This is a genomic window from Herbaspirillum lusitanum P6-12 (assembly GCF_000256565.1).
GTDB lineage: Bacteria > Pseudomonadota > Gammaproteobacteria > Burkholderiales > Burkholderiaceae_D > Herbaspirillum > Herbaspirillum lusitanum.
Genome location: NZ_AJHH01000055.1, coordinates 1 through 16706, shown reverse-complemented (window position 1 = coordinate 16706; position 16706 = coordinate 1). Strand labels below are relative to the sequence as shown.

At 62.4% G+C, this 16706-nt stretch carries 16 protein-coding genes; 2 read left to right on the top strand and 14 right to left on the bottom strand.

What is annotated here, in order from left to right; all coding sequences use genetic code 11:
* The 12 genes from HLUSI_RS26585 to dctP all read right to left on the bottom strand — a co-directional run.
* Positions 1 to 1844 (bottom strand): putative bifunctional diguanylate cyclase/phosphodiesterase (locus tag HLUSI_RS26585; protein WP_040503064.1); only part of this gene is annotated, 1844 nt, incomplete at its 3' end.
* 228 nt (positions 1845 to 2072) lie between these two features.
* A complete protein-coding gene (locus HLUSI_RS0102265) occupies positions 2073 to 3422 on the bottom strand; it encodes an ATP-binding protein (protein WP_016832434.1) in 1350 nt (449 codons plus the stop codon).
* 379 nt (positions 3423 to 3801) lie between these two features.
* A complete protein-coding gene (locus HLUSI_RS34750) occupies positions 3802 to 4377 on the bottom strand; it encodes an ACP S-malonyltransferase (protein WP_016832433.1) in 576 nt (191 codons plus the stop codon).
* Positions 4378 to 4707: 330 nt separating this feature from the next.
* Positions 4708 to 5649 carry a triphosphoribosyl-dephospho-CoA synthase MdcB gene (gene mdcB / locus HLUSI_RS0102255; protein WP_016832432.1) on the bottom strand — a complete coding sequence of 314 codons (942 nt, stop codon included), beginning with the start codon at positions 5647 to 5649 and terminating at the stop codon, positions 4708 to 4710.
* Complete coding sequence (gene mdcG, locus HLUSI_RS0102250) at positions 5637 to 6329, bottom strand: malonate decarboxylase holo-[acyl-carrier-protein] synthase (protein ID WP_016832431.1); 693 nt, start codon at positions 6327 to 6329, stop codon at positions 5637 to 5639. Before mdcG ends, mdcB begins: the two co-directional genes overlap by 13 nt.
* Complete coding sequence (mdcE, locus tag HLUSI_RS0102245; RefSeq protein ID WP_016832430.1) at positions 6313 to 7029, bottom strand: biotin-independent malonate decarboxylase subunit gamma; 717 nt, start codon at positions 7027 to 7029, stop codon at positions 6313 to 6315. Before mdcE ends, mdcG begins: the two co-directional genes overlap by 17 nt.
* The gene (locus HLUSI_RS0102240; RefSeq protein ID WP_016832429.1) at positions 7026 to 7928 is read right to left on the bottom strand and encodes a biotin-independent malonate decarboxylase subunit beta; all 903 of its coding nucleotides are present in this window, start codon (positions 7926 to 7928) and stop codon (positions 7026 to 7028) included. The genes mdcE and HLUSI_RS0102240 overlap by 4 nt, the downstream gene beginning before the upstream one ends.
* Positions 7925 to 8236, bottom strand: coding sequence for a malonate decarboxylase acyl carrier protein (mdcC, locus tag HLUSI_RS0102235; protein ID WP_016832427.1), 312 nt, complete (start codon positions 8234 to 8236; stop codon positions 7925 to 7927). Before mdcC ends, HLUSI_RS0102240 begins: the two co-directional genes overlap by 4 nt.
* Position 8237: 1 nt before the next feature.
* Positions 8238 to 9905: a malonate decarboxylase subunit alpha gene (mdcA, locus tag HLUSI_RS0102230; RefSeq protein WP_016832425.1), complete on the bottom strand. Its 1668-nt coding sequence runs from the start codon at positions 9903 to 9905 to the stop codon at positions 8238 to 8240.
* Positions 9906 to 11255 carry a TRAP transporter large permease gene (locus HLUSI_RS0102225; RefSeq protein ID WP_029363026.1) on the bottom strand — a complete coding sequence of 450 codons (1350 nt, stop codon included), beginning with the start codon at positions 11253 to 11255 and terminating at the stop codon, positions 9906 to 9908.
* A gap of 2 nt (positions 11256 to 11257) precedes the next feature.
* A complete protein-coding gene (locus tag HLUSI_RS0102220; protein ID WP_016832422.1) occupies positions 11258 to 11833 on the bottom strand; it encodes a TRAP transporter small permease in 576 nt (191 codons plus the stop codon).
* Positions 11830 to 12858 carry a TRAP transporter substrate-binding protein DctP gene (gene dctP / locus HLUSI_RS0102215; protein ID WP_016832420.1) on the bottom strand — a complete coding sequence of 343 codons (1029 nt, stop codon included), beginning with the start codon at positions 12856 to 12858 and terminating at the stop codon, positions 11830 to 11832. Before dctP ends, HLUSI_RS0102220 begins: the two co-directional genes overlap by 4 nt.
* Positions 12859 to 13109: 251 nt before the next feature.
* Between dctP and HLUSI_RS0102210 the strand changes: the two genes are divergently transcribed.
* On the top strand, positions 13110 to 13814 hold the full coding sequence (locus HLUSI_RS0102210; RefSeq protein ID WP_016832418.1) for a GntR family transcriptional regulator: 705 nt from the start codon (positions 13110 to 13112) through the stop codon (positions 13812 to 13814).
* Here HLUSI_RS0102210 and HLUSI_RS0102205 read toward each other — a convergent pair.
* On the bottom strand, positions 13811 to 14695 hold the full coding sequence (locus tag HLUSI_RS0102205) for a LysR family transcriptional regulator (RefSeq protein WP_016832417.1): 885 nt from the start codon (positions 14693 to 14695) through the stop codon (positions 13811 to 13813). The genes HLUSI_RS0102210 and HLUSI_RS0102205 overlap by 4 nt on opposite strands.
* Positions 14696 to 14830: 135 nt before the next feature.
* Between HLUSI_RS0102205 and argC the strand changes: the two genes are divergently transcribed.
* On the top strand, positions 14831 to 15760 hold the full coding sequence (gene argC / locus HLUSI_RS0102200) for an N-acetyl-gamma-glutamyl-phosphate reductase (RefSeq protein WP_016832415.1): 930 nt from the start codon (positions 14831 to 14833) through the stop codon (positions 15758 to 15760).
* A 23-nt stretch (positions 15761 to 15783) separates the two neighbouring features.
* On the opposite strand, the gene HLUSI_RS0102195 is transcribed toward argC, so the two are convergent.
* A complete protein-coding gene (locus HLUSI_RS0102195; protein ID WP_029363025.1) occupies positions 15784 to 16686 on the bottom strand; it encodes a pseudouridine synthase in 903 nt (300 codons plus the stop codon).
* Positions 16687 to 16706: the final 20 nt, after the last annotated feature.

Below are 16706 nucleotides of genomic sequence, written 5' to 3'. Positions count from 1 at the left end.
ATAGAAATAGCTGGCCAGCCCGAACTGGAATAGCCGGTGCCGAAATCGTCAATCGACAGCCGCACGCCCATCGCCTTGAGCAGCTTCATGACTTCGATGCTCTTTTCGGGCGATTCCATCGAGGCGCTTTCGGTCAGCTCCAACTCCAGGCAATGCGAACTGAAACCGCTGTCGTCCAGCGCCCGGCGCACCATCGCCGCCAGGTTCTTTTGAGCGAACTGCTTGGCCGACAGGTTGACCGCCATCGTCAGCCCGTGTACACCCATGTCATGCCAGCGCTGGGCCTGTTCGCAAGCGGTGCGCAGCACCCATTCGCCGATCGGCACGATCAGGCCGGTTTCTTCCGCCATGGGGATGAACTCTATCGGCGAGATCATGCCTTTATCCGGATGCTGCCAGCGCAGCAGCGCTTCGACGCCGACGATCTCGCCGCTCTTCAGCGATACCTGTGGCTGGTAATGCAGCAGCATTTCCTTCTTCTGCACCGCCTGACGCAGCTGCGACGCCATCTGCAGGCGATGGCTGACCTGGCTGTTGAGCGCCGGCGTGTAGAACTGGAAGCGCTCCAGGACGTTTTCCATGGCGCGGTGCATGGCTACTTCAGCGGCTTGCAGCAAGGCGTCGCCGTTGTCGCCGTCGTTCGGATAAATGGTTACGCCTATGTTCGATTCGAGATAAACGCCTTCGTGTCCGTCGACGTGATATGGCAAGTCGAGTATGTCGATGATTTCCTGCACCACCATGGCGATCTGATCCTGCTCCGGCACATGCAACACCATGGCGAAACTGGTGTCGCCGAAACGCGCCAGCGTGGCGTCGTGCTGCATCAGGCCGGCCAGCCTGCGGCTGGCTTCGACCAGCGCGTCTTCGCTCAATTGCAGGCCCAGCCCCTCGCGCACGGCGATAGCGCCGCGCACGCCGATCAGGATCACCGCCAGCAGTCCCGGCCGACGCTCGCGCTCGACGCGTGTGATGCCCTGCTCAAGCCGATCGCGCAGCAGGTTGCGATTGGGCAGGCCGGTCAGGACGTCATAGTTGCTGAGCCGATGGACGCGGTCTTCGGCCTGGCGCCACTGTGTGATGTCGATACCGCTGCAGATATAGTTGAGTGCCGAGCCGTGGTCTTCCTGCAGAAAAGTGGTCAGCCACAATATCTCGCGCCGCTCACCGCTCGCGGTAAGCCAGCGGCTTTGATATTGCAGCGGTTGCGTCTGCGCGTGCCAATTGAGGAAATGATTGCGCACCGGTTCGAGTTCCTCGGCGGGAAAGAAAACGTCCCAGAAATGTTTGCCCTGCACCTGCGACAGCGTATAGCCGGTGGTGCGCTCGGCCGCCTGGTTGAAACGCACGATGCGGCCTTCCTTGTCCAGCATCAGCCCCAGCGCGCCTGTCGTGTCGAAAATCGCGGACAACAAATTGCGTTCGGCCTGCAACGCCTGCTCCATCTTGTTGCGGATCTGATTCTGGTGCGCCTCCTGCAGCGCACGTTCGACCGCGGACGGCAGGCGCGCCAGATTGGACTTGAGCACGTAGTCGTAAGCACCCTGCTTGAGCGCCTTGATCGCACGCTCTTCGCCCATGGTGCCGGAGACGAACAGGAACGGCGTGTCAGGCGTAATTTGCTGCACGATTTGCAGCGCCGACATGCCGTCGAAATTGGGCAGAGAAAAATCGCCGAGCACGATGTCGGGCCGATAGCGGCTCAAGGCATCGACGAAGGCGTCTTCCGTGTCCACTTGCTGGACATCGCACGCGATGCCGGCGCGCGTCAGTTCATAGCGCGACAATTCAACATCGCCCGGATCGTCTTCCACCATCAGTATTTTTAACGTACGTCTTCTCATCCCCGTCCCCGATATTTTCAAGATGCCGGCATTTTGTGACGAGCATCCGGTAGAACCCTGCCTTTCCGACCTCCTCCTGGAAACTGTCAAACTGTTCACGCCAAGTTGGCAGCACTCGCTCCGGTCCTGCACCCATTCGACGTTGTTGACGAGCTTTTTCTTTTGCCGCGCGCACAGCGGCAGCTCGGCATCGCAAGGTTGTCTTGCGTCAGCAGGATGTCGGTTTTTTCAAAGTTGTTCATGCGTCTGATCTCCCGTCGCCGCCGGCAAGGTGAAGTGGAATGCCGCGCCTTCGCCGACTGCCCCCTCTGCCCAGACGCGGCCGCCGTGGCGCGTGACGATGCGGTGTACGATCGCCAGGCCAACGCCGGTGCCTTCGAATTCGCTCGCGCGATGCAGGCGCTGGAACACGCCGAACAGCTTGTTGTAATAGCGCATGTCGAAGCCGGCGCCGTTATCGCGCACGGTATAGGTCAGGATGCCGTCGACCGATTCCGCGCTGACGTCGATCAATATCTGCTCGCGTCTGGCGCTGAATTTGAGCGCGTTCGCCAGCAGGTTGAACCACACCTGCTTGATCAGCGTGATGTCGCCTTCGGCCGCCGGCAAGTCGCCCAGCCGCAAGGTCGCCGGCGAGGTCACCGCGCTCGCGGCGTCGTCGAAACAGGCCTTGGCCATTGCGCTCATGTTCAGATGGCCGTAGTTGAGTTCCTTGCGACTGAGGCGCGAAAACTCAAGCAATTCATCGATCAGCCGTCCCATGTTGCGGATGTTGTTGCGGATCACTTGCAGCTTGCGCAAGCCCTCTTCATCGAGCTGATCGGCGGCATCTTCCTCCAGCATGCGCGCAAAGCCGTCCACCGCGCGCAGCGGGGCGCGCAGGTCATGCGAGACCGAATAGCTGAAGCTTTCCAGTTCTTTGTTGCTGGCCTCGAGCTTTTCGATGTTGAGCTGCAATTGGCGCGTCAGTTCCTGGTTCGCGTCCTCAAGCTGGTTACGCGCGAGGATCTCCAGTTTGAGTGCCCGGTTCAGCGCATGCAGGTGCCGGAAGCCGGCGACCATGTCGCCGTTCAGCGCCGGCACTTCGAATTCCTGCGCGTTGCATGACTCCTGCGGCCGGTCGCTTCGCCTGCCCAGTTCCTGCCGCTCTTTCTTGAGCTGCACATAGGAGGTGATGTCTTCCGCGCGGTGCATGATGTAGCGGATGGCCCCGTCCTTGCCGAACACCGGGAAATTGGACGGACTCCAGTAGCGGGTTTCAAATCCGTCGCCGCCGGGACAGCGCACATCGTATTTCTGCATCGCCATGGCGTGCGGCGCCTGGGTTGCCAGCACGCGCTTGAGCGAACTACGCAAATTGGCCACGCCGTCGGCGGCCGGATCGTCGGGGTTATCGGGGAAAACCTGGAACAGAGGGCGGCCGACAATGTGCTCACGCTTGGTCAGCGTGGCCTGCAAGTACGCATCGCTTACCGCGATGATGGTGAAGTCGGGCAACAAGACCAGGAACAGCCCCGGGACCGATTCAAACAGCAATTGAAAATCTGTAATCTCCTTGTCGGAGATTTCTGAAGTCATCGTTTATATCCGTACGAAAGATGCATCAATGGGTGATGTACTTAATGGGTTCGGAGTTCGGGGTTCGGAGTACAGGTTCGGATTACGTACTTTTCACTTGTGACAACGGTCTTGCCCGGACTTGCGTTCTCTGGCGGAAAAATGGGTAACGACGCAGACGCCATTATCAATATGGCAATTTTATTTTTGTGATTGTTATTATTAAGCTGCAACGACGCGTCCAATGTACCTAATTGATAGTTACATTTCAAGCGTACGTTCGCGTTTTAATGATCATTGTGCAAACCTTGTTTTTAAGTCAACTAAGGTCTGCATGGTAGGTTGGAAAGCGATGCGGGCGGGGGCTTGCAGGCACGGCTCTTGTGCGCAGCGACACGGTTCAGTCGAGTCGGCTGCGTAACCAGTGCACTACACCGGCAAGACTGCGAAAGTCGGAAATCGAGCGGCATTCGATGTGAGGATGGCGTTCACGCAGCATGCGCGACAGGGCCGAACCGGGCCCCAGTTCGAGAGCAACGCCGACGCCGCGTTCGGCGCAGGCATCCATGCAGGACGACCAGCGTATCGTCTGAGTCAGTTGTTGCGCGAGCGTGCTGCGTGCCGATGGAACGTCATGGATTTCCAGTCCCGAAATTCCCGCCAGGACCGCGCAGGCAGGCGCGCGAAAATCCACCGCATTGAGCGCCGTCGTGAACGGCGCCAGCGCCGGCTCCATCAGCGGCGTATGCGAGGCGATGCCGACCGGCAAGATACCGGTTCTGGCGCCCAGACCTTCCAGTTCTCTTTGCGCCGCCAGCAAGTCATCGCTGCGCCCTCCAGCGATGAGCGTATCGAAACCGGTGACGATCGCCACGAATGCGCCATGACGCCGCAACAGCTCCTCCACTTCGCCGGCCTCGACACCACCGACCGACATCAGGCCCTGATGCGGCGCTTGTGCCAGACTGGCATCCATGTACGCGGCACGCGCCGCAGCGAGATCGATAGCCGACGCCGTAGGCAGTCAGCTCGCCGATGCTGTAACCGGCAACCAGTGCAGGCGGCGGCAGCTCGTCGCGCAAAACACGCCAGGCCGCCAGGCCGGTCGCCACAATCAGCGGCTGTGCGTAGCGGTTGGCGAACAGCAATTGCGGATCGTGCAGAATCTCGTCGAGGGGACGGTCGAACCGGGTAGCGAGAACTTGCTCGCGCAGGATGTCCTGGCCTCGTGTATCGGCGCGCAGCAGATCGAACATCGCGGGATGCTGACCGCCCTGTCCCGGACAAAGAACGGCGAATCCTTGGCTCATGCCGCGAGCTCGCCACCGCACGCCGCGTGGATCAGGCAGGCCGCCGCCAGCAGGTCGGCCGCGCCGCCGGGGGACAGGCGCCGCTCCACAAATTCATGATGGACGGCTTCGGCACGCTCCAGCCATGCGGCATCGGCGGTGCCGCCGCAGGTCAGAAACTCGCGGCTGCGTTGCTGCACCAGCGCCGCGCCCGCCGCGCCGCCGCGGTGATAGACGTTGGTGTCGCTGACATGCGCCATCAGCGCAAACAAAGCGTCGGTCTTGGCGCAATGCCCGTCGCGTCCGGCCGCAAGCGTGGCCTGCAATTGCGGCAAGGCGATCTCGAATACGGAAGGAAAACCGAGCGCACCCTCTTCACGCGCGCCGCCGACGGCGTGACGTGCGGCAACGCGCAACCCATGACTGGCAGTCTCTTCCGTTTTACTCGTTGAATTGGTGTGCCCCGTCAGCGCATCGCCCCAACGGATCAGCAGGGTCGCGCGAATCGCCTGCGGCGACAGCGTCATCTCTTGGCTTCGACAGCAGGCAATCGCCGCACACAGCATGCCGAGGCAAAAGATCGCGCCGCGATGCGTGTTGACGCCGCCGGTGGCCTTGAGCATGCGTTGCTCGGCCTCGATGCCGAGGCGCTTGAGTTCGCTGAATGAAGCGCCCGCCATGCCAGCGGCGGCGATGTCTGAAAAATAGCGACGCAGCGAAAACAGGCTGCGCAAGAAAGTCGCAGCAGTCATGTCGTCATGGCTGCCGTTGTCGACCGGCGAGACCAGGCCCGGTTTGGGATACAGCGTCAGTTCCTGATGCAGGCTGCGTAACGCCATGCGCGCGAGTTCACGGCAGAAAACTTGCTGCCGGCGTTGGCGGCGACGCCGTTCGGTGTAGTGCACCGCCACCGGCAAGCGCATCGCAGGCAAAGGAACGAGCTGATCTACGCCGCGCATGCGTGCTCCTCCAATCCGGCCAGCAACTCGACCACCCGCTGCAAGGCAACCCCGCTGTCGTGCTTGACCAGGACGCGGTTGCCGGGCTTGCCGCAGGCCTGCGCCCATTCTTTCCACGCCACTGCATATCCGCTCGGGAACGAGATTTCTCCATCGAGCGGCAAGCGCGCGGCGTACTGCTGCAGCAAGGACACACCCTGCTCCAGTTGCAAGCGATCCAGCGGCGAAAACAGCAGGTCGATATCCGATGCCGACCGCAAATAGGACTGTCCGGTCAGCGCCTGCAAGGCCAGCGACCCGTACACGCCAATCTCCAGCCCTTGTGCCGCAATGTCGCCGTGCAATTCAAGCAAGCCATCCCGCCATTGCGAACCGGCATGTTCGATGACATCGGCAATCGCCAGCGGCGCACGCATCGCCCGCACGCCTTGCAAGTCGATCCGCAACGGGACGCGCAATTTGACGCCGTCCTGATCCGGCGGCAAGGCAATACCGAGACAGATCTCGCCGGCTGTGCAACCGGCATCGCGCCGACGGATCACCGCCGGCCAGTCCTGCTGCCGCCAGCGCTGCACGGCGAAGCGATGCTCATCGGCGACGCATGCAAGCGCCTCAAGCCAGCCGGCCTCGTTCAGCCAGACCAGCCCGTGGCGGGTGGACAATTCAGAGCGGCCGGACATCGCTGCCGCTGACGATGGCGTCGACCACGCGTTGCGACCAGTTGCGGCCGCCGCGCTGCAAGCCGACCGCTGCGCGCCGGTCCGTACCGTCCGCGGCAGCCAGTCCCTGCGCCAACTGAGCCGCCAGGTCGCCGTTCCAGATCTCGGCGACGCCGCCCATGCGATGGTAATTTTCGGGACCGGGAGCAAACACGGGATTGGCCTTGGCCAGTTCGACCAAACGTTCTTCCGGCACCTTGGTGATGCGCGCCATCGCAGGCAAGCCCATCACGCGGATGGTCGCGTTCGGCAGCGCGTAGCAGGCGTCGGCCATCAGGCCGCTGGTGATGAAGCCGCCCGACAAGGCCTGGTCATAGACGAGGCCGATGATCTTGTGTCCTTCACGGCGCGCCAGATCGATGCATTTGCCCAGGTGCGCCATGTAGCTGTTGATGCCGAGCATCTCGTCGCGGTGACGCAGCCGCTGGCCTTGCGTGTCGACCAGGATGACGATGGCGCGGCCGGGATGGTCGCGTACGGTCTGCAGGATGGCCTGCGCCTGCGACAAGGCAATCTCGATGCCGATCGGCGTGTGGCCGGTGGTGCCGACGATGGTCACGACCTCGCCGTCGACCTGCGCCGTGCCGGACAGGAAGTCGGCCTTTTCGGTGATGCTGTGGCCTTGCGGGAATAAATCGTCGGCCAGTGTTTGCCAGCTCATGCTTGCCCCTTCACGCGATACGGTTCAGCCAGTGCCGTGAACGCCGCCGCCTCCAGCATGGCGATGTCTTGCGGCTTGTCGATGCCGAGGCGTTGCCAGATTTCCAGCGGATCAGCAGCGTCGCCGAAGCGCGCGATGCGCTGCTCCAGCATGGCTTGTTCGATTTCCAGCGCCTGCAGGCTCAGCGCGGTCGGATTATTCTTGAATCCCTGCAGCGTGCGCGTCGCCGCTTCCCGGAACGCGGCCGTATCGTCGGCGACGATGCCGTGGCAATCGCCCAGCAGGTAACGGTGCTTGCCGCCGGTAGTACGCCAGACCAGTGCGCGGTCGCGCGAGTCGAATTCTTCCACGCCGTTGGCGGTTTCGATGACTTCCGGTCCGGACATGGCCAGGCGTCCTTCTTCCGACATGATGATGGCATTGGCGCAACGCGCGACAATGCCCATCCCGCCGAAGCAACCGTTGGAGCCGCCCACCAGCACGATCACGGGAATGCCGGCCGCGCGCGTATCGAGCACGGCGCGCATCACTTCGGACACGGCGATCAGGCCGGCATTGGCTTCATGCAAACGCACGCCGCCGGTCTCCAGCAGCAGGATGACGCCTTCCGCCTTTTCCTGCACGGCGCGCTTCAACAGCCCGACCAGCTTGGCGCCGTGGACCTCGCCCACCGCGCCGCCCATGAAACCGCCCTCCTGCGCCGCCGCGAACACCTTGGCGCCGTTGAGCGCACCGCGTCCGACCACGACGCCGTCGTCAAACGACACCGGCGCATCAAGCTGCCCCAGGTGAGGACTCACGATACGCTTCGACGGCGGCAGGAATTCTTCAAAACTGCCGGTGTCGAGCACCTGCGCGAGGCGTTCGCGCGCGTTGGCTTCCAAATAACTGGATGTCATTTTGCCTCCACGACCGATTCCACCGCCTGATCCAGGCGCAGGCTGACCACCGCCGGCGTGGCACCCATGTCGTTGATCGAGATGCGCGTGTCGGCCAGTTGCCAGCGTTTGTTGAAGTCGCCGATGACGGCTTCCCAGATGGCGCCGAAACCGCGTGCGGCGGTCTTGATTTCAATCGAACAGCCGCCTTGCAGGTCGGCTGATTCGATCAGCACTTCGAGATTGCCCGAGCTGACCACGCCGACCAGTTCGGCCTTGGCGGAGAGCTTGCGGGTGCCGTTTTCAAAACGATAGTTCAAGGTTTCCATATCACCAGTTCCTGAAACGTTTGGGCGGGTTGTACAGGCCGCCGGAAGCGCGCACCAGATCCTTCATGTTCTTGGCCGCCAGCAGGTCGCGCGTGGCCAGGCGCTTGTCGATGCCCATGTCTTCGGCACGGCGGATGATGCCCCTGTCGCGCAGGTTCTCGACCATGCGCTTGTCGCGCGCCATGCCGACCGGCGTATAGCCGGCAACGCCACGGATCGCTTGCTCGCGCTCTTCTTCGGTGCGGCACAGCAGCAGGTTGGCGATGCCTTCTTCGGTCAGGATATGCGTGACGTCGTCGCCGTAAATCATCACCGGCGGGATCGGCATGTTGGCTTGCTCGGCCAGTTGCCAAGCGTCGAGCCGGTCGACGAAAGCCGGCTGCATGTGTTCGCGGAAGGTCTCCACGGTCTGTACCACCAGCTTCTGGCCGCGCGGGATGGTGTTCTTGCCGGCCCGGGCCTGCTGACCCGCCTTGAGCCAAGCCGAACTGGCATGACGGCGGCCGCGTGCATCGGCGCCCATGTTGGGAGCACCGCCGAAGCCAGCGATGCGGCCCAGTGTCGCGGTCGATGAATTGCCCTGCAAGTCGATCTGCAGCGTCGAGCCGATGAACATGTCGCAGGCGTAGTGGCCGGCTGTTTGCGAGAAGGCGCGGTTGCTGCGCATGGAACCGTCGGGTCCGATGAAGAAGATATCGGGACGCGCGCGGATGTAGTCTTCCATGCCCAGCTCGGACCCGAAGGAATGCACCGATTCGACAAAGCCGGCTTCAATCGCCGGGATCAATGCCGGATGCGGATTCAGCGCCCAGTGCTTGCAGATCTTGCCGCGCAGGCCGAGCGATTCGCCATAGGTCGGCAGGATCAGTTCGATGGCGGCGGTGTCGAAACCGATGCCATGGTTGAGGCGCTGGACTTCGTATTCGGCGTAGATGCCCTTGATGGCCATCATCGCCATGAGCACCTGGATCTCCGAGATTTGCGCCGGGTCGCGGGTGAAGAGCGGCTCGATGTAATGCGGGGTCGGCGCCTTGGTCACGAAGCTGACCCAGTCGGCCGGGATGTCGATACGCGGCAGCACGTCGACGATTTCATTGACCTGGGCGATGACGATGCCGCTGCTGAAGGTGGTCGCCTCGACGATCGCCGGCGTGTCTTCGGTATTGGGACCGGTGTAGAGATTGCCGTGGCGATCCGCCGCCTGTGCCGCCACCAAGGCAACCCGCGGCGTCAGGTCGACGAAATAGCGGCCGAACAATTCCAGGTAGGTATGGATTGCGCCGATGTTGAGCTTGCCGGCGGACGCCAGCTTGGCCAACCGGCCGGCCTGGGGACCGGAGAAGGAAAAGTCCAGTTTCGAGGCGATGCCTTTTTCGAAGACGTCCAGATGCTCCGGCAAGGCCAGCACCGAGAACAGCATGTGCAGGTCATGCACACGCGCCGGATCGAGCCCGGCCAACGCCTTCGACAGGAAGTCGGCCTGCTTCTGGTTATTGCCTTCGAGGCAGACGCGATCGCCCGATTCGATGACGGCGTACAACAAATCGGCAATGCGCGCCGCCGGCAAGAGCTTGCCTTCGAGCGAGTTGCCGAGCACGCTGCTTGCGCGCGCCAGGCGTTCATTGCGATTGGTTTGCCGACGATTCCAGACGCGGTCGGTGGCAGACATTTACTTCACTCCCATGATGATGTCGGGCAAGCCGGTGGCAATGCCCGGGAAAAAGCACAGCAGGATCACGGCCAGGAACATCAGCGCCAGGAACGGGATCGTGCCCTTGATCACTTCCGACAGCGGGATGTCGGGCGCGATGTTCTTGATCACAAATAGATTCAACCCGACCGGCGGATGGATCAGTCCCATTTCCATCACCACCGTCATCACGATGCCGAACCAGATCAGGTCAAACCCGGCTTCACGCAAGGGCGGCAGGATGATCGGTGCGGTCATCAGGATGATCGACACCGGCGGCAGGAAGAAGCCGAGCACGATCACCATCAGCAGGATCACCGCCAGCAGCAGCCATTTCGACAGATGCATGTCGACCACCCACTGCGCCGCCGACTGGCTGATGTGCAGGTAACTCATCACGTAGGAATACAACAGCGACATGCCGATGATCAGCAGCAGCATGCCCGACTCCTTGATGGTCGAGTTGAGGAAAGGCACCAGCTCGCGCGGCTTGTAGATGCGATACACCACCGCAATCAGCACGATGGCCAGCAAGGCGCCCAGGCCGGCGGTTTCCGACGGCGTCGCAAAACCGCCATACAACGCGATCATGACGCCGATCAGCAGGATCAGGAAAGGCAACACGCGCGGCAGCATTTCCACCTTTTGCGCCAGCGTGAAATGCTCGTCGTCGAGGTAGGCCGACTTGGCGCCGCCGCCAGTGTAGATGGCGTGGGCCATCTTGTATTCCTTATGGGCGCGGAACACGGCGTAACCGGCGAACAGGATCACCAGCAACACGCCCGGTCCGATGCCGGCGAGGAACAGGCGTCCCAGCGATTGCTCGGCAGCCACCGCGTACAGGATCATGGTGATCGACGGCGGCAACAAGATGCCAAGCGTGCCGCCCGCCGCGATGATGCCTGCGGCAAACCCGGGCGAATAACCGCGACGGCGCATTTCCGGAATGCCGGCCGAGCCGATGGCCGAGCAGGTTGCCGGCGACGAACCCGCCATCGCGGCGAACAAGGCGCAGGCAAACACGTTGGCGATGCCGAGGCCGCCGGGGACGCGATTCAACCAGGCATGGATGGCCGAGTACAAATCCTTGCCGGCCGGCGATTTGCCGATGGCGGCCCCCTTGAGGATGAACAGGGGAATCGACAGCAGCGTGATGGATGCGATTTCTTCGTAGACGTTTTGCGTCACGGTATCCAGCGAGGACGCCGGCATGAAGAAATACATGAACGAGGTCGCCACCACACCCAGCGCGAACGCGATCGGCATGCCGGAGCACATCACGAGGATGGTGACGATCCCGTACAGGGAACCGAGAACTAAAGGCGTCAGCGTCATGCTTGCTCCTTGGCCGCTACAGATGCAGGTACGGTGCCGGTGATGCGGGTCAATATCTGCACCAGCAATTGCAGCGTCAGCACGGTCATGCCGATCGCCATCATCGAATACGGAATCCACAGCGGCGGCGCGAACGTCGACGAGGTGGTCTGGCCGTCGACCCAGGCTTCGTGGAACAGCGTCCACGACTTCCAGGCGAAGAACGCGCAGAACACGAAGGAAACCAGATCGACGATGAACATGCGCACCTGATTGGCGCGCGGCGACAGGAAACCGGCCAGCGCTTCGATGCCGATGTGGCCGCGCAGCGATTGCACGTACGCCGAACACAGGAAGATCACGCCCACCAGCATGAACACCGACGCCTCATCCTGCCAATCGGTCGGCTGGTGGAAGAAGTAGCGCGCCACCACCGAATACGTCAGGATGATCGACGTCAGCATCAGCGCGACCATGGCCAGGAACACCGCGAGCTTGTTGAACTTCTCCAGCGCGTGGTGCAGGCCGGCGACGACGGCATTGGCCGGCGCCGTGGGCTTGGCCTGCGGCTGCATCTCGAAGCCGTGGCTCATAGGAGTTTCTCCGCCAGTTTGAGCAGGTTGGCGCAGCTGGCGTTGCGTGCGGCGAAGTCTTTCCAGGCGGTGGCGCGGGCGATGTCCTGCCATTTCTTGACGGTGGCGGCGTTGAGATCGACCACCTTGGCGCCGGCCTTCTGGTACACGGCGGCGACGGCGACGTCATCGGTCTGCGCCGCCTTCAGCGCGAACTGTTCCATCTCTGCGCCGACGGCCATGATGGCGGCTTGCTGGTCCTTGCTCAGCTTTTCGAACACGGCCTTGGAAATCATCAGCGGCTCGAACATGTACCAGTAGGCCTTGTCGCGGCCCGTGGTCAGCGCCTTGGCGACTTCTTCCAGGCGGAACGAGATGAACGAAGTCGACGAGGTCATCGCCGCATCCATCGCGCCGGTTTGCATGGCGGCGTAGATTTCGTTGGATGGCAAGGTCACGACCGCAGCGCCGGCTTCTTTCAGAATCAGATCCATCTCGCGCGAACCGCCGCGCACTTTCATGCCCTTGGCGTCGGCCGGATCGATGATCGGCTTGCTGCGTGAAGCAACGCCGCCGGCCTGCCAGATCCAGCTGACGATCAGGATGCCCTTCTCCGCCAGGATGCGCGCCAGTTCCTTGCCGACTTCGGCGTTCTTCCAGGCCGAACCTTGCGCATACGAGGTCACCAGCCCGGGCATCAGGCCGATGTTGGTTTCGGGGACTTCGCCGCCGGCGTAGTTGAGCGGCACCAGCGACAGGTCGAGCGCGCCCTTGCGCATGGCCGAGAATTGCGCATTGACCTTCATCAGCGAGGAACCGGGATAGATCTCGAACTTGAGGCTGCCGTTGGTGCGCTTGGCGACGCCTTCGGCGAACATGCGGGTGAGGCGGTCGCGGAAGTCGCCTTCGTTGATGGTACCGCCGGGAAATTGATGGGAAATCTTCAGCGAGGTGGGCGCACCCTGGGCCCACGCCGACGAACCTGCCGTCCACAGTGGCGCGGTCGCGAGCGCACCGATGATGCTTCTACGTTTTTGCGAAGTCATTGTTGATCCTCCTTAAGGTGAGAGAAATACTGCTTTTTGTACTTTTGTGTGGTGCGATGCATTGGTGGTATCCAACTGCTTATCAACTTGGAGGCGCCGGGATGTCTCTTCCGGGTTCACGGCACCGCTGAATTTATTGTCGCCTTGCTTTTTTATGCGGATTTCTTGTATACACGTTCTTACAAAACAAATACATTGTCAAGCATCAAAGATGATTTAGAATGGTTTCATTGCATACTTGATATCGATCCATGGATACCCCCAAGAAACGTTCGGAGACCTTGCGCGAATCGATCGAAGAACTGATCGCCGTCGGCAAACTCGCGCCCGGCCAGCACCTGGACGAAACGGTTCTGGCCGAGCAGTTCGGCGTCTCGCGTACACCGATCCGTGAAGCGCTGATTCAACTGGCGTCGATGGGCATCATCGTGATGCGACCGCGGCGCGGCGCCATCGTGGCCGAGATCGGGCCGCAGCAATTGATCGAGATGTTTGAAGTGATGGCAGAGCTGGAAGCGATGTGCGGCCGGCTGGCGGCGCGACGCATGTCGGCGGCCGAACATGCTTCGCTGATGGCGGCGCACCAGGCCTGCAAGGACGCGCGCGACGCCGTCGATCCGGATACCTATTTCTACAAGAACGAAGACTTCCACGGCCAGATCTACGCCGGCAGCCACAACGCCTTCCTGGAAGAACAGGCGCGCGTGCTGCAGCGTCGCCTGCGCCCTTATCGCCGCCTGCAACTGCGCGTGCGCGACCGCCTGAAACGGTCTTACGACGAGCATGAAGGCGTGGTCAACGCCATCATCGCCGGCGACAGCGAACGCACCGTCGAGCTGCTGCGCCAGCACGTGATGATCCAGGGCCAGCGCTTTGCCGACCTGGTGGCCTCGCTGCATCAGCTCAAACTTGCGCCCAACGGCGAGAAGCAGACACTGAGCGAAGCACTCACCTAGTCAAGACTGAAACGCCACAGCACGTCCAGCACGTGCTGCGTCGGACGTTCGATATTCTCCGCGCGATGCGCAATCCCCAGTTGTCTCCACAAGGCCGGCCGCAGCGGCAGCATCTGTACGCGCGGATCGGGCAGCGGCGCGCCCTGCTCGTGCGGCAATAGCGTCGCGCCGTAACCTGCGGCCACCAGGCTCTTGATCGCATCGTTGTAGTTGAGCTGGATGCGCGGCGCCGGCCGTTGCCCTCCTCCGGCAAACCATTCCTGCGTCAGGTGCGACAGGCGCGTGCCGGCATCGTTGAGGATCAGCGGTTGCGCCGCCAGCCATTCGGGCGTGACCTGGGCCGGGCTGCGCCAGCCGGACGGCAGGAAGGCCATCACCGGATCGCGCCGCCACGGCTGCACCACCAGCCGCGCCACCGGCGTCTGCGGCAAGGCTACCAGGCCGACGTCGAGCGTGCCTTCGCTGAGCCGGGTCAGCGTGTCCTGCGAGGTCAATACTTCCACCTGCACATCAATGCCGGGATGATCCTGGCCCAGCACCTCCAGCGCCTGCGGCAACAGATGGGCGATGGCGCCGGTCGAAGCGCCCAGCCGCACGCGCCCGGCCAGTCCCTGCACCTGCCGCTGCACGTCTTCCAGCGCCTGTTCGGCATCGGCCAGCAGGCGGCGCGCGCGCTCGATCAGGGTTTCGCCGATGGTGGTCGGCCGGATCTGGCCGCGCTTGCGCGACAGCAAGGCGGCGCCGATGCGTTCTTCCAGGTCGGCGATGTGCAGGCTGATGGTCGGCGGCGCCAGATGCAGCACGCGCGCCGCCTCGGCGAACGACCCGTGGTCGGCGATGGCGACCAGGGTGCGCAGGCGATCCAGGTTGATTTCTCTCATGGCAAACCTCAGGCTAAAGGAGTTAAATCAGTAAAACTGAAGGTTGTCGTTATTAAATTCAACTTTTCTTATTTTAGCAAGACGCCGAAGATGAGTGCCTCATCCATCCCAATTGTTCAGCGAAGGAACGCGATCATGGCCAAACCACTTGTTTTCATCGACGGCGACCAGGGCACCACCGGTCTGCTGATCCACGATCGCCTGCGTGACCGCAGCGACCTGCAACTGGCGACGCTGCCGGCGGCCGAGCGCAAGGACGCGCGTCGTCGCGCCGAAGCCATCAACGCCTGCGACATCGCCATCCTGTGCCTGCCGGATGCCGCCGCGCGCGATGCGGTTGCCGCCATCGAGAATCCGGCGGTGCGCGTGATCGACGCCAGTTCCGCGCATCGCACCACTGCGGGCTGGGTCTACGGTTTCCCGGAAATGGATGCCGGCCAGGCGCGGCTCATCGCGACGGCCTCGCGCGTGACCAATCCTGGCTGCTACCCGACCGGTGCGATCAGCTTGTTGCGTCCGCTGATTGAAGCCGGCCTGGTGCCGCGCGACTATCCGGCCAGCGTCCATGCGGTGTCGGGTTATTCGGGCGGAGGCCGCCCTTCGGTGGAGCAATATGAAGGCCCGCAAGGCGCACAGGCGCCGGCCTTCCAGTTGTACGGCACCGCGCTGTCGCATAAACATCCGCCTGAAATGCAACGCTACACCGGTCTCGATCATCGTCCGATCTTCGTGCCGGCCTATGGCGCCTTCCGCCAGGGTATCGTACTGACCATCCCGCTGGAATTGCGCCTGCTGGCGGCCGGCGTCGAGGGCAAGCAACTGCATGCCGCGCTGGAGCGCCACTATGCCGGCGCCGCGCATGTACGCGTGATCCCATTGGAAGAAACCAAGACGCTGACGCACCTCAATCCGCAGGCGCTCAACAACACCAACGACATGGATCTGGGCGTGTTCATCAATGAAGAACATGGACATGTGTTGTTGTCGGCGGTATTCGACAATCTCGGCAAGGGCGCTTCCGGGGCAGCGGTGCAGAACCTGGATCTGATGCTGGGACACGCCTGAGGAGCAGAAAAACAGCAGAAAAACTAGAGGGTCCTGAGGCTTTCGAAGTAGCGCACATCTCCGCTGAGCGGATCGGTGAAGGCGATCGAGCGCGCCAGCAGTTTCAGCGGCGCGTCGTAGTTGTCCGCCGTCCCCGCCGGCACCACGTGCGGATAGAAGTTGTCGTTGACGATGGGAATGCCGAGCGCCGCCATGTGCACGCGCAACTGATGCTTGCGGCCGGTGACCGGATTGAGGCGATACAAACCCAGTGCGCCGCGCCGCTCAATGAGATCGACGTGCGTCTCCGAGTTGGGCGCGCCCTCTTCTTCGCGCATCAGGAAGAACTTGTCGGCGTCGACCATGCGGCTGCGATGCGTGAAGGGGAAACTGCGTCCCTCCAGCAGCCCGGCCAGCGCTTCATACGTCTTGTCCATCGTGCGTTGCTGGAACATCGCCTGGTACGCGCCGCGGCTGGCGGGATTGTGCGAAAAGATGATGACGCCGGCGGTCTCGCGGTCGAGCCGGTGGATCGGCGTCAGGTCGGCCAGGCCGGTTTTCTTCTTCAGGCGCACCAGCAGGCTTTCGTGCAGGAAGCGGCCGGTCGGAATCACCGGCACGAAATGCGGCTTGTCGACCACCAGCAGATGGGCGTCCTGATGCAGGATCTGCTCGGTGAAAGGAATCGGCGCTTCGCCGCCTTCCAGGTCGCGGTAGTAAAAGAGGCAGTCGCCGCGCCGGTAAGCCGAGTCCGGCGCCAGCGCGACGCCATCCTGATTGACCACCTCGCCGCGCGCCATGCGTTGCCGCCACGCCTCCTCCGTCACGCCGGGAAAGCGCGCTGTCAGAAAATCCAGCATGTTGTTCCACACGCCAGCCGCATCCTGCAACCACAGATAACTCGGGGCGACGCCGTCCTTGAGCGGCAAAGGTGCGGTCGGTCTCATGTGCGTTCCCTTGTGCGTTC